Source organism: Stappia sp. ABD4_338 (assembly GCF_056312175.1).
The window spans coordinates 1,376,458-1,390,047 of sequence record NZ_CM149982.1 but is presented as its reverse complement, the minus strand read 5'-3'; the positions used below and the strand labels follow the sequence as shown (position 1 = coordinate 1,390,047).

9 protein-coding genes are annotated in these 13,590 nt (G+C 67.6%); 6 read left to right on the top strand and 3 right to left on the bottom strand.

Features of this window, described 5'->3' with window-relative positions:
- Window positions 1-20: 20 nt before the first annotated feature.
- On the bottom strand, window positions 21-3,293 hold the full coding sequence (locus ACYX4S_RS06400) for a hypothetical protein (RefSeq protein ID WP_476362286.1): 3,273 nt from the start codon (window positions 3,291-3,293) through the stop codon (window positions 21-23).
- Window positions 3,294-3,472: 179 nt separating this feature from the next.
- Here ACYX4S_RS06400 and bcp point away from each other — a divergent pair, with 179 nt between their 5' ends.
- The 6 genes from bcp to phnE all read left to right on the top strand — a co-directional run bounded on the left by bcp (window position 3,473) and on the right by phnE (window position 9,449).
- Complete coding sequence (gene bcp, locus ACYX4S_RS06395; protein WP_476362285.1) at window positions 3,473-3,943, top strand: thioredoxin-dependent thiol peroxidase; 471 nt, start codon at window positions 3,473-3,475, stop codon at window positions 3,941-3,943.
- Between the two features lie 53 nt (window positions 3,944-3,996).
- Entirely contained in the window at window positions 3,997-4,848 is an 852-nt protein-coding gene (locus ACYX4S_RS06390; RefSeq protein ID WP_293718526.1) for a ferritin-like domain-containing protein, read from the top strand.
- A 128-nt stretch (window positions 4,849-4,976) separates the two neighbouring features.
- Complete coding sequence (locus tag ACYX4S_RS06385) at window positions 4,977-6,377, top strand: peptidoglycan DD-metalloendopeptidase family protein (RefSeq protein ID WP_476362284.1); 1,401 nt, start codon at window positions 4,977-4,979, stop codon at window positions 6,375-6,377.
- Between the two features lie 165 nt (window positions 6,378-6,542).
- Complete coding sequence (gene phnC, locus ACYX4S_RS06380; RefSeq protein ID WP_422069036.1) at window positions 6,543-7,409, top strand: phosphonate ABC transporter ATP-binding protein; 867 nt, start codon at window positions 6,543-6,545, stop codon at window positions 7,407-7,409.
- A 74-nt stretch (window positions 7,410-7,483) separates the two neighbouring features.
- The gene (gene phnD, locus ACYX4S_RS06375) at window positions 7,484-8,491 is read left to right on the top strand and encodes a phosphonate ABC transporter substrate-binding protein (protein ID WP_476362283.1); all 1,008 of its coding nucleotides are present in this window, start codon (window positions 7,484-7,486) and stop codon (window positions 8,489-8,491) included.
- A 130-nt stretch (window positions 8,492-8,621) separates the two neighbouring features.
- Window positions 8,622-9,449, top strand: a complete 828-nt coding sequence (gene phnE, locus ACYX4S_RS06370) for a phosphonate ABC transporter, permease protein PhnE (protein ID WP_476362282.1) — start codon at window positions 8,622-8,624, stop codon at window positions 9,447-9,449.
- Window positions 9,450-9,528: 79 nt separating this feature from the next.
- Here phnE and prfB read toward each other — a convergent pair.
- Window positions 9,529-10,660, bottom strand: a protein-coding gene (prfB, locus tag ACYX4S_RS06365) for a peptide chain release factor 2 (RefSeq protein WP_422069038.1) whose coding sequence is annotated in 2 segments (ribosomal slippage) — window positions 9,529-10,590 and window positions 10,592-10,660 — 1,131 coding nt in all. Because the reading frame shifts where the segments join, the coding sequence is not laid out codon by codon here.
- Between the two features lie 249 nt (window positions 10,661-10,909).
- Complete coding sequence (locus ACYX4S_RS06360) at window positions 10,910-13,363, bottom strand: penicillin-binding protein 1A (protein WP_476362828.1); 2,454 nt, start codon at window positions 13,361-13,363, stop codon at window positions 10,910-10,912.
- Between the last annotated feature and the right edge of the window lie 227 nt (window positions 13,364-13,590).

Here is a 13,590-nt window from a genome sequence, read left to right as displayed (position 1 = left end):
GCTTGTGCGGTGTGTCGGCTTCAGCGGTACTCGAACAGCTTGCGGAAGATGCCCGGCGCGATGGCCGAGGCCGGATTGACCGTCAGTACCGGATCGCCGATCGCGCCCGTCACCTTGTAGGTAACGCCGATCAGCCCCTCGTCGGCCCCGCCGCCGAGCGCCAGTCCCAGGATCGGGATCTTGGCGAAGAGGTTGTTGAGCGCGAAGGCCGGCACGAAGGTACCGGTCAGATCCAGCGTCCGCTCGGCCATGTTCACGGTGCCCGAAACAGTGCCGCCCACGGTGGCGCCGGTGAGCGTTCCCTCGGTGATCTCCAGCCGGTCGCCGTTGCGCACGAAGGTGAGATCGAGCGCGCTGAACGACGCCTCGCCCTGGCGCTCGGAACCGACGAACGCCTGGCGCCGGCGCGGATCGCCTTCGGCCACCACACGCGTGCGGGCCAGCGCGCGGATCGCAGGGTCCTCGGTGATCGCCAGCCGTTTCACCCGGAACTTTCCGCTCCAGATGTTTCCCTTGGCCATGGTGATGTTGAGAAGCCCCGTGCCGCCACGCATCCGGTCGTAGAGATTGGCGAAGCGCAGCACGGCGCCGGTGTCGCCGACGACTCCGGTCATGACCCTCTGCCCCTCGGAGGGCGTGAGATTGAACTCGAACGTGCCGCTGGCGCTCGTGTGCCCGGTCGCCGAGAGAGAGCGCACCTCTCCACCGGCGGAGGTCATGCGCAACGAGACCCCGTTCAGACTGACGTTGTTGAAGCCCGTCATCTGGTCGACCTCGGCGCTGACACGGAAGGCGGCGGACGACGAACCGTCCTCGCCGCCCCGTCCGCTTCCCGTCAGGCTCGCGATCAGGCCCCGCGCGTCGAAGCGGCGGGCCTGGAAGTCGGCGACATAGGTCCGCCCGTCGCGGCTCACCCGGAGCGTCGCCTCGTCGCTGGGCCGCAAGGCAAACCAGCTGAACTGGGCCCGCTTCAGGTTGCCCTTGCCATCCAGCGACAGCGTTCCCGTGATCTCGACCCCCTCGGAGGTGAACTCGAAGCCGCGGATCTCGCGCGCGCCCCCGCTCTCGGTCATGGTGAAGCGCGCGCGCGCCGGGACGCCGGGAGACTTGGTCCAGCCCACCTGGGCCAGGTCGATGCGCGCCCGCGTCAGATCGATATCGAAGGACTGTCCGCCGTCCTTCTCGTCGACCGCCAGGCGCATGGACCCGTTGACGAACTCGCGCAGATCGATGCCACGCTTGGCAAGCTGGTCGGCCGTGGCATTGAGCACCACGTCCTGGCGCGCGGCGACCGCATCCGTTCCGTCACCGAGCGGCACGACGAGATCGAGATCGGCGGGCAGACCGTCAAGACGTCCCTTGCCCTTGAGTTCGAGCCGGCTTGCGTCCACGTCGAAGGTCAGGTCGGCGGCGCTGATCATGCTGCCCTGAATGGGCTTGTCACTGGAAAAGTTCCGGACATTGCCCGAGAGCTTCCACGCCACATCCTCCAGGGAAAGCTCCCGCACCAGCGGAAAGCGCGCGTCGAGCGTGACACTCGCGGAGCCGGAGATGCCGTCCGGAGAAAGCCCCCGTTCCGACAGGACGTTGAGCGGCTTCGCGTCGAGCACCGTCGCGACCGAGGCCGCCGGCCCGTCGAGATCGAGTGAAAGCACGCCGGTCTTGTCGCCGTGCTTGCGCACGTCGGGGATGGAGAAGGTCGCCCCGGGCAGCGTGAGCTGCTCGCCCGCGCGCGCCGCCACGATCCCGTCCTTCGCGGTGACGCTCAGGATTTCGTCCTTGAGTTCGACCTTGCCGCCGAGCCGCTGGACGATCGGCACCGTGCCGATGGTCTTGAGTGTCAGGTCGGAGAGGTCGATGTCCACGTTGACGTCATTGCCCGACCAGCCCGGTCTCGGATCGGAAACGTCGAAGGCCGGCGGGGTCAGCGCCACGGTGGCGCGTCCACCGTCGACACGCCCGTCGATCACATGCTCGATCACCCAGGCGCGCGCCGGCGGCACCATCGTGATCGGCCACAGGCGCTTGAGCGTGGCGACCGCCATCGGCCCGCTCTCCATCGCCAGCGCCAGATAGGGACCGTCCTCGGCAAGCTTCAGGGATCCGGCGCCGTCCAGGTTCGCCGTGCCCGAGCGCAGCGTGATCCGGTCGAAACCGAGCTCGCGCGCGACCGGATCGGCATCGCCCTCGACGACAAGGTACTCCATCTCGTAGGGCGGTCCGGGGACGTCGCTCGGCCCGATCTCCGCCCCGCGCGAAACGATGCGGAACGACCAGCGCTCCTGCCAGTCACGTGGCGGCTCGACCACCCCCTCGAAGGGAATGACCGTCCTGCCGCGCGTGTAATACGAGGGCGCGATCTGGAAGCCCGGCGCTCCCGCGAGCCATTGCACCTGCACGTCGATGCGGTCGAAGGCCACGATGGTGCGACCGGTGTTCACCCAGCCGGGCGAGACGACCGTGCTGAGGCGTGTCGCCTTGAAGGCACCGGCATTGTCGAGTTCGGTTTCCAGCCGCAAGTCGACGGGAACGCCGAGCCCCTTGCCCGTGCGGATGTCGGTGTCCACCGGCAGGAATTCGCCGAGCGTCACGTCGTCGATGTCGAGACGGATCAGGCGCGCGCCGGTGTCGGGGTCGACGCTGCGTCGCGCCCCCACCCGCCAGCGGCCCAGCCGCCCCGCGATTTCGGCGCGCACGGTCAGGATTTCGTCGCCCTCGCGGGTCAGCTCCGCGTCGATGCCGCGCATCCGGTAGGTTTCCTCGCCTTCGGAGACGAGTTCCGCCGAAACGAGTTCGATACGGCGGATGGTGCGTTCCGCCAGATGTTCCAGGGCCAGGCGGGCGAAGCTGTCGGCGGCGAGCGAAAGCTGGTCCATGTCCGGGATCTCGGACGTTCCGCCGGCGACCGGGTGCACGGTGAGGCGCGGCTGCTCCAGCACCACCTCGGACACGGCCACATGGCCGGTCAGCGCCGCGCCGACGTCGAGCGGCGCGGTGATGCGCGGAACCACAACCGCGATCGGCACGTCGCCTTCGGCCTCGATGGTCACGTTCAGCAGTTCGATGCGCGCCGGAAAGCCCTCGGAAAAGTCCAGTGTCGCGGCGCCGATGGTCACCTGCGTGCGGTCGCTGGAGATGCGCGCCTCCACCGCACGCGCGAAGTAGCCCACCGAAAGCGGTCCCTGCAGCGCGATCACGACGCCCACGCCGGCGAGAATCGCGAGCAGCACGGCAAGCCAGCCGAAACCGCGCAGAACCCGCCGCCTCCGGCGTGTGCGCAGGGTATCCCGCAAGGGCTTGTTGCGGTGGATCAGCCGTTTTAACAGTGTATCTGTCCCCGGGACGTCTGGCGCCGACCGGCACCGATTCGAATATGCCCAGTATGGCATCCGGCAGGCCGGTCGCGTCCGTATTCATGATGCGACTCGCAAAGCGCGAGTCTTCCCTTCTCCGGTGACCAAAGGATGGCAAAATGTCCGAACTGACCGTTGGCAGCCCCGCCCCCGACTTCGACCTCGCCGCCGACGGTGGCGGACGGGTGTCCCTTTCGACGCTCAAGGGCCGCAAGGTCGTCCTCTACTTCTATCCCAAGGACGACACACCCGGCTGCACGAAGGAGGCCATTGCCTTTTCCGGCCTCGCGGACAGCTTCGAAGAGGCAGGCGCGACCATCGTCGGCGTTTCGCCCGACAAGGCGGAGAAGCACGACAAGTTCAAGGCCAAGCACGACCTGAAGGTGCTGCTGGGCGCGGACACGGACACCGACGTCGCCAACCGCTATGGCGTGTGGGTCGAGAAATCCATGTACGGCCGCAAGTACATGGGCATCGAGCGCTCCACCTTCCTCATCGACGCCGAAGGCAGGATCGCCGCCATCTGGCGCAAGGTGAAGGTCGCCGGCCACGCGGAAGCGGTGCTGGAGGCGGTGCGCGAACTGGGCTGAGCCCCGCGCGTCCCCCCTTTCCTTCTCGGCGGAACAAGCGGACAGAGAAAGCCTTGGTCGTTTCCCCCACACATGCCGACACGGCCGGCGACCTGCCGCCCTCGCTCGCCGACGGCGCGCGCCGGATCGTCGAAACGCCGGATCTCGACGAGAAGATCCGGGTCGCACACGCCACCGCGCGCGCATGGTTCCGGCGCGGCCTGTCGCTGCGCCGGCGCATGGGGGCAACGCCCATGCCCGACCAGCCGGGCCGGCCGGACGAACCCGTTCTGCTGCCCCCGCGCGAGATGCCCAGGCGCGCTGTCGGCGGGACCGCCGGCCGGGTCGCGCTGCTGCACTCGCTCGCCCATATCGAGCTCAACGCCGTGGATCTCACCTGGGACATGGTGGGCCGCTTCGCGCACTGGCCGCTGCCGCGTTCCTTCTTCGACGACTGGGTGCGGGTGGGGCTGGAGGAAGCCAAGCATTTTTCGCTGCTGCGCCACCGGCTCGGCCTGCTCGGCTCGCACTATGGCGCCCTGCCCGCCCATCACGGGCTGTGGGAGGCGGCGGAAAGCGCCGGCGACGACCTTGCCGCCCGCCTCGCCGTCATCCCGTTGGTGCTCGAGGCGCGCGGCCTCGACATCTCCCCGCCGATGATCGAGAAGGCCCGCGCGGTGGGCGATGACGACACGGCAGCTATTCTCGAGATCATCTATCGCGACGAGAAGCATCATGTCGCCTTCGGCGCGAAATGGTTCCGCTTTCTCTGCGACCGAGAGCGCACGGACCCCGAGCCCCGCTTCCAGGCGCTGGTGCGGACCCATTTTCGCGGCGGACTCAAGCCTCCCTTCAACGACAGGGCCCGCTCCGAGGCCGGACTGACACCCGGCTTCTACAGGCCGCTTGCCCGTCTCGTCGGCTGACCCTCGGCATTTCCGGCTATCGAAATGCGAGGTGATTAGTTTTTGTTAACCTTAATCCCTTCTAATCGGGACGTGTTTTTGGAGCGTCGTGTTGTGGCGCTTCCGACGGAAAACGGGTCCGGAGAGTAATGACGGGACACGGTGACTATCCCTCGCGTGAGTTCGGCAGGCGCAAGGAGCCGCATCGGGTCATTATTGCCCGGGGCGACAACGTGCGCAGCTTCACCATTTCGCCCTGGCTGGCGGGTGTCGGCACCGTCTGCGGCCTCGCCCTCGCCCTGGGGTATGTCGGCGCCACCGCCTATCTGGTTCTGCGCGACGACATCATCCAGGCTTCGGCCGAGCGCCAGGCCGAGATGCAGCTTTCCTACGAAGACCGGATTTCCTCGCTGCGCTCGCGCATCGATCAGCTCACCAGCCGCCGGGTTCTGGAAAAGCGCTCCATCGACGAGCAGATCGAGGAGGTCGTCGCCCGTCAGCGCGATCTCGACCAGCGCCAGGCCGACGTGGCCCGTCTGATCGCCCGGGCCGCGCGCACCGGCATCCGGGTCGCCGCTGCAAGCCCCCTGCCCCCGGCGAAGCCGGAAATCGACGCGCCGCAGCTCGCCATGGACACGTCGGCCTCCGACGCGCCGCCCGCCATCGGCGGCACGCCCGAGCCCATCGAGATTTCGCCGGTTCTCAGCCTGCGCGGCACCAAGAGCGACTACGGGCCCGCCGCCGCGGCGGCGGCGGCCCAGGCCGCCGGTCATCCCGCGCGGCCGCTGCGCGACCTTGGCGGGGACAGCGCAAGCGCCGATGCCACGCCGGCCCGCGCGACGGCACCGACCGATCAGCGCACCGACCTTCTGGAAGACATGAACGCGACGCTCGCGCGCATGGACGACGAGACCACCATGGCGCTCGACGTCATCGCCGTCACCGCCGAGCGGGACGCGAAGACCATCACGGCCGCTGCCGACACCCTGGGGCTCAAGCTCGCGGGCACCGCCAGGGGCGGGCTCGGCGGCCCCTTCGTGCCGCTTGGCGACGTCGGATTCGACAAGCGACTGGACCGGGCAAGCTCCGCGCTTGAGCGCCTCGAGACGGTGAAGACCGCCGCACGTGGCATTCCGCTTGCAGCCCCGCTTTCGGGCGCCGCCACCTCCTCGGGCTTCGGTCCGCGCCTCGATCCCTTCCTCGGCCGCATGGCCATGCACACCGGGCTCGATTTCCGGGGCGCCACCGGCACCACCATCAAGGCCCCGGCCCCCGGCAAGGTCGTCTTCGCCGGGCGCAACGGCGGCTACGGAAAGTCGGTCGAGATCGAACACCCCAGCGGCGTCACCACGCGATTCGCCCACATGAGCCGCGTTTCGGTCACCAAGGGCGAAACGGTCGGTCTGGGCGAGACCATCGGCTATGTCGGCTCAACAGGCCGCTCCACCGGTCCGCACCTGCACTACGAAGTGCGCATCAACGACCGCCCGATGGATCCCATGCCTTTCATCAAGGCCGGCAGGAAACTCTCTCCCCTGCTTCGCAACTGATCCCGGCAAACGCCGCCACCCGACCCCGTTTCTTGCGCCCCGGACCTCGCATCCGGGGCGTTTTTGCATGTGATCCGGGGCAAGTCCTCCCTCGCGAAAAACGCCAATCGTCATGTGCCTGAAACACAGTCCGCCTAACCGGACCGTGCAAGGAGGACACGGACGATGTCAGCGATTGAAGTCAGATCGGTCTCGAAGACGTTCGAGCGCGGCAAGCCCGTGCTTCGGAACGTTTCCTTTTCGGTCGCCGAGGGAGAGATGGTGGCGCTCATCGGCGCGTCCGGCTCCGGCAAGTCGACCCTGCTGCGCCTGTTGTGCGGCCTCGAGACCATCGACCGGGGCGCGTCGAGCGCCCTGTCGCTTCTGGGCCGTGACGTGCAGCGCGACGGGCGGCGGACGGGCGACGCACGCCGTCTGCGCCGGGACGTCGGTGTCGTCTTCCAGCAGTTCAATCTCGTCAACCGGCTGAGCGTGCTTGCCAATGTCCTGGCCGGCCGCCTCGGCAAGACGCCGGCCTGGCGCGGCACCCTCGGCCTGTTCACGCGATCGGACCGGATCCGCGCCCTGTCGGCCCTGGAGCGGGTCGGCATCGTCGATTTCGCCCGCCGCCGCGCCTCGCGGCTTTCAGGCGGTCAGCAGCAGCGCGCCGCGATCGCGCGCACGCTGACCCAGGAAGCCCGCCTCATCCTCGCCGACGAGCCCATCGCCTCGCTGGACCCCGCCTCCGCCGACACGGTGATGGAGACCCTGTCGCGCATCAACCGCGAGGACGGCGTGACCGTGGTCGTCTCCCTGCATCAGATCGATCACGCCTTCCGCCATTGCCGGCGCATCGTGGCGCTGAAGGCGGGAGAACTCGTCTACGACGGCCCGGTCTCAGGCATCGACCGCGCCACCCTTTCCGACCTCTACGACAGCGAAAGCCTGTCGGACACGGACATTCCCGTTCCGGCACACGCCGGCACCGCGCATGGCGCCACGCCAAGCGCGCCCGCATTTCCGGACCGCATCGCAGCCGCCACGAGCGCCTGAGCGCGGATCCCAACAAGAGCGGCACAAACGCCAGCTACCTCTATCCCAAGCGACTTGAAACCCAGGAGCCCCACATGCTGAAGACCGTTCTCGCGGCCGCGACGCTCGCCATGACCGTCACGACCGGCCCCGCCTTCGCCCAGGACGCCGGCCAGATGCCGTCCGTCATCAATTTCGGCATCATCTCGACCGAAAGCGCCTCGGTGCTCGAGGAAAACTTCAAGCCCTTCCTCGACGACATGTCCGCCTCCCTCGGCGTCGAGGTGAAGCCGTTCTTCGCCTCCGACTACGCGGGCGTGATCGCCGGCATGGGCGCCAAGCAGGTCGACGTTGCCTGGTTCGGCAACAAGTCCGCCATCCAGGCCGTGGACAAGGCCGGCGGCGAGGTCTTCGCCCAGACCATCAAGGACAACGGCGAGCGCGGCTACTACTCGCTGCTCATCACCCAGAAGGACAGCCCGCTCAACTCGCTCGACGACGTGCTGAAGTGCGACAAGACGCTGACCTTCGGCAACGGCGATCCCAACTCCACCTCGGGCTACGCGATCCCGGGCTACTATGTGTGGGCCCTGAACGGCAAGACGCCGGAAGAGTGCTTCGCGCGCGTCACCGCGTCCAACCACGAGGGCAACGCCCTTGCCGTGGCCGCCGGCCAGGTGGACGTCGCGACCAACAACACCGAGTCCATCTACGCCCGCCTCGCCAAGTCCAACCCGGACGCCGCCGCCCAGATCAAGGAAATCTGGCGCTCGCCGCTGATCCCCTCCGACCCGATGGTCTGGCGCGCCGACCTGCCGAAGGCCGCCAAGGAGAAGATCTACTACTTCTTCATGCAGTACGGCCGTTTCGGCGACATGGAGAAGGTCAAGCGTGAGCGCGCGGTGCTCGCCAATCTCTCCGACGGCTGGGGCCCGTTCCTCGCCTCTTCCAACGCCCAGCTTCTCGACGTGCGCCAGATCGAGGCGTTCAAGGCAAAGCTGAAGGCCGAGGCCGCCAACGACGCGGAGGCCATCAAGGCCGCCGACGCGCTCCTCGCCGATCTGGCCGCCCAGGCCAAGATCGTTGGCGAAGGCGGCTACTGATCCCGCATTCCCTCGCGGCGCGGTCCCTTGCGGATCGCGCCGTTTCTCTTGCGACACGGAAACGGCCCCTTCCGGGCCGTTCCGCCCGTCCGGCCCGCCTTCGGACCGACCACAAGGACACGACACAGCCATGCACGCGCACCCCGAGCCCTCAGCCGCCGCGCCCTCCCCGGCCGTCCTCGCCGCCCTGCGCCCGCAATGGTCGAGCCTGCTTGGCACGGCACTGGTGCTTGGCGTGATCGCGCTTCTGCTCGGCCTGTCCTGGTATCCGACCGAGATGAACAACTGGACGCGGCTGTTCCAGGGCAACGACTTCCTGTCGAGCATGGTCGCCCAGTTCCTCGCGCCCGACTTTTCCAACCTGCCGCTCTACATCCGCAAGATGATCGAGACGGTTCAGATAGCCCTCTGGGGCACGGTGCTCGCCATCATCTTCGGCGCGCCGCTCGCCCTGCTGGCCTCGTCCAACATCGCCCCCGCCTGGGTGGTCTTTCCCATGCGCCGGCTGATGGACGCGAGCCGCGCCATCAACGACCTGGTGTTCGCCGTGCTCTTCGTGGCCGTGGTCGGTCTCGGCCCCCTGCCCGGCGTGCTCGCCATCTTCGTACACAATCTCGGCATCGTCTCGAAGCTCTTCTCCGAAGCGGTCGAGGCCATCGACCACCGTCCGGTGGAAGGCATCCGCACCACCGGCGCCACGCGGCTTCAGGAGATCGTCTACGGCGTCATCCCGCAGGTCATTCCGCTTTGGTCGAGTTTCTCGCTCTACCGCTTCGAGACCAACGTGCGCTCGGCCACCGTGCTCGGCATCGTCGGGGCCGGCGGCATCGGCTTCACCTTCAACGAGGCGTTCAAGGGGTTCCGCTTCGAGGAGGCCAGCGCGATCATCATCGTCATGGTGGTCACCGTCTCGGTGATCGACATGATCTCCTCGCGCCTGCGCAAGCTTCTGGTCTGAGGCCACTCCTCGCCACATCGATGCAAAAAGGGCGGCCCCGGGGCCGCCCTTTCGCGTTTCGTCGATAGGCGCTGTCGGCCTACTCCACGTCCTCGACCGCTTCCGGCGCGCCGCCGAAGGCGCGCTGCGCCAGGGTGGCCTCCATGAAGGTGTCGAGATCGCCGTTGAGCACGTCGCTCGGGCTGGTGCTTTCCACGCCCGTGCGCAGGTCCTTCACGAGCTGATAGGGCTGCAGCACGTAGGAGCGGATCTGGTGACCCCAGCCGATCGACGTCTTGGCGGAGGCGTCGGCATTGGCCTTCTCCTCGCGCTTCTGCAGCTCCAGTTCGTAGAGGCGCGCCTTCAGCATCGACCAGGCGGTGGCCCGGTTCTTGTGCTGGGAGCGCTCGGACTGGCACTGCACGACGATGCCCGTCGGCTGGTGGGTGATGCGCACCGCCGAGTCGGTCGTGTTGACGTGCTGACCGCCCGCGCCCGACGCCCGGTAGGTGTCGATGCGGCAGTCGCTCTCGTTCACGTCGATCTCGATCGAGTCGTCGATCACCGGATAGACCCACGCCGAGGCGAAGCTCGTGTGCCGGCGCGCCTGGCTGTCGAAGGGCGAGATGCGCACCAGCCGGTGCACGCCCGATTCCGTCTTCAGCCAGCCGTAGGCGTTCTCGCCCCTGACCTTGAGGGTCACGGACTTGATGCCCGCCTCCTCGCCGTCGTGGATCTCGAGCACCTCGACCTTGTAGCCGCGCTGCTCGGCCCAGCGGGTGTACATGCGCATGAGCATGTTGGCGAAGTCCTGGGACTCCGTGCCGCCGGCGCCGGCGTTGATCTCGAGATAGGCGTCGTTGCCGTCGGCCTCGCCGGAAAGCAGCGAGGCGATCTGGCGCTTCTGCACGTCGCCGCGCAGCGCCTTGAGCGCGCTCTCCGCCTCGGAGACGACATCCTTGTCGCCCTCCATCTCGCCAAGCTCGATCAGTTCGAGATTGTCGGCAAGATCGGCCTCCAGCTTGCGCACGCCGGTGATACCGTCCTCGAGCTGCTGGCGTTCGCGCATGAGCTTCTGTGCCCGCGCGGGATCGTCCCAGAAGCCCGGATCCTCGGACGCCGCGTTCAGTTCATCAAGTCGGGAAATCGCTGCATCCCAGTCAAAGATGCCTCCTCAGCAGGCTTATGGCCTGCTTGATTTCGTCGACAACAACCTCGGTTTCAGCGCGCATCGCTGCTCCTTGCGGGTTGAGGCCACGGCACACCGTGACCGTTTGCGTTCAAGGCGCCGCACGGGCGTGCGGCAGCCACGGGGCCGCCCGTCGGGCGACCGTTCGGGGGCGGACCATAGAGCATTTTCCAGGCCGGAGAAACCGTCGCGCGAAAGCCTTCAAGCCCCCATGCGGCAAGGTGTTTCCCTTTTGAAAAACACAAGGGGCGACCGCCCGGCCGCCCCTTGCAAACCCCGTCACGCGGATGCCTCAGTAGAGGCCGCCGGTGCCCGTCATCACCGCCTGTCCCGCCTCCGGCGACACCGTGCGCGGAATGCCGATCTCGTCCTGGAAGCCGATGATCGAGTATTCGTCCGGCGGCGCGGTACCCGGCTTGAAGCCCTCCAGGATCGTGCCCGGCGCGCCGGCCGAGGCACGCAGGCCCGTCTTGCGGTTGATCGGGATGAGCTGCAGGCCCTTGGGCACGCGGAACTCCACCGGCGGCGTGTCCTCGAGAGCGGCCTTCATGAACTCGATGAAGATCGGTGCCGCTACCTGGCCGCCCGTCGCGCCACGGCCCATGGGCTTGGGCGTGTCGTAGCCGACGAAGACGCCGACGGTCAGGTCCGGCGTGAAGCCGACGAACCAGGCGTCCTTCTCGTCGTTGGTGGTGCCGGTCTTGCCGGCGATCGGACGACCGACCTCGCGCACCTTGGTCGCCGTGCCGCGCTGGACCACGCCCTCCATCATGGACGTGATCTGGTAGGCGGTCATCGGGTCGAGCACCTGGTCGCGGTTGTCGATCAGCTCCGGCTCCGGCTGGTGTTCCCAGTGATCCACGGCGCAGGTCTCGCACAGCCGGCTCTCGTGCTTGTAGACGGTCTTGCCGTAGCGGTCCTGGATGCGGTCGATCAGCGTCGGCGTAACCTGGCGCCCACCATTGGCGATCATCGCGTAGGCGGTGACCATGCGCATGACCGTGGTCTCTCCCGCGCCCAGCGACATGGCGAGCACCGGCTTCATGTCGTCGTAGATGCCAAAGCGCTTGGCGTATTCGGCTACCAGCGGCATTCCCATGTCCTGGGCGAGGCGCACGGTCATCACGTTCCGCGAAAGCTCGATGCCGACCCGAAGCGTCGAGGGACCATAGAACTTGCCGCCGTAGTTCTGCGGGCGCCACATGGGCAGCCCCGGCCCCTGGCTGATTTCCAGCGGGGCGTCCATGACCACGCTCGAGGGCGTGTAGCCGTTGTCGAGCGCGGCCGCGTAGATGAACGGCTTGAAGGCCGAGCCCGGCTGGCGATAGGCCTGCGTGGCGCGGTTGAACTGGCTCTGGTCGAAGGAGAACCCGCCGACCATCGCAAGCACGCGGCCCGTGTAGGGGTCCATGGCCACCAGCGCGCCGGACACCTTCGGGAACTGGCGCAGCACATAGTCGGCGCCGTCCGAGTTGCCGTCCTTGGCCTCCACGTAGACCACGTCGCCGGGCGAAAGCACGTCGCCGGTCGAGCCCGGCGCACGGCCCGAGACCCGCGCCCACTTCATGTCGGACAGCGACAGGCGCACGGTGCGCCGCTCGCTGGAAAGGCCGCCGTCGACGCGCCGCTCCGGCTGCAGGCCCACCTCGGCGGAGTCCCCACCGGCGGACAGCACCACGCCGACCTTCCACTCGGGCACGTCGGCCAGCCCGTCGATCTTGGCGATCGCAACGCCCCAGTCGCCGGCGAGATCCACCGTCTGGATCGGCCCGCGCCAGCCACCGCCGCGACGCTCGTCGAAGGACAGAAGACCGTCCATGAGAGCCCGGCGCGCCTTGCGCTGCATCACCGGATCGAGCGTCGAGCGCACGGACAGGCCACCCTCGTAGAGCCCCTTCTCGCCGTACATTTCGCCGAGCTTGCGGCGCACTTCCTCGGCAAAATACTCAGAGGCGAAGAGATGCGACCCGCGCGTGCGCGGCGTCACGACCAGCGGCTTGGCCTTGGCGGTCTCGCCGGCTTCCGGCGTCACGTAGCCGTTCTCGACCATCCGGTCGATGACCCAGTTGCGGCGCTCGACGGCCGCCTCGCCATAGCGGAAGGGATGGTAGTTGTTCGGACCCTTGGGAAGGGCCGCGAGATAGGCGGCCTCCTCCAGGGTGAGCTCATGCACCGACTTGTCGAAATAGACGAGCGAGGCCGCGGCCACGCCATAGGCGCCCATGCCGAGGTAGATCTCGTTGAGGTAGAGCTCGAGGATTTCGTCCTTGGTGTAGGTCTGCTCGATCCGCAGCGCCAGAAGCGCTTCCTTGATCTTGCGCTCGAAGCTCACCTCGTTGGTGAGCAGGAAGTTCTTGGCGACCTGCTGGGTGATCGTGGAGGCGCCCTGCGGGCGACGGCCGGAGCCATAGTCACGCACATAGAGGAACACGGCGCGGGCGATGCCCTCCGGATCGACACCGATGTGGGTGTAGAAATTCTTGTCCTCGGCCGAGATGTAGGCCTGCTTGAGCATGTCCGGGATCGCCTGGATCGGCAGGAACAGGCGGCGTTCCTTGGCGTATTCGGCCATGAGCTGGCCGTCGCCCGCATGAACGCGCGTCATCACCGGCGGCTCGTAGTTCTTCAGCGTCGTGTAGTCGGGAAGATCGTTCACCTCTTCCTGCAGATAGATCCACACGCCGGCGGCAACGAGCACCCCGAGCACCGCGCCGATGCCGAACAGGTAGCCGAAGAGTTTGATCAAGACCTTCATGGAAGCGGCTCATTCATTCCTTGTCGTCGGACCCGTACCCATTTCGGGAAAGGTCCGCGGATGTATCCAGCGTCGCGGCAGCCCGCCGAGGGGCGGCTTGCCCGGCCAGGGGCCGGCTCACCGGCAGCGTCGCGCAAATGGCGGAACCGCCCCGCGCGACAAGCGCATCTACAGGATTCGCCCCGCCCCGTCCCGCGCCATCGGCAACGGTCCACTTT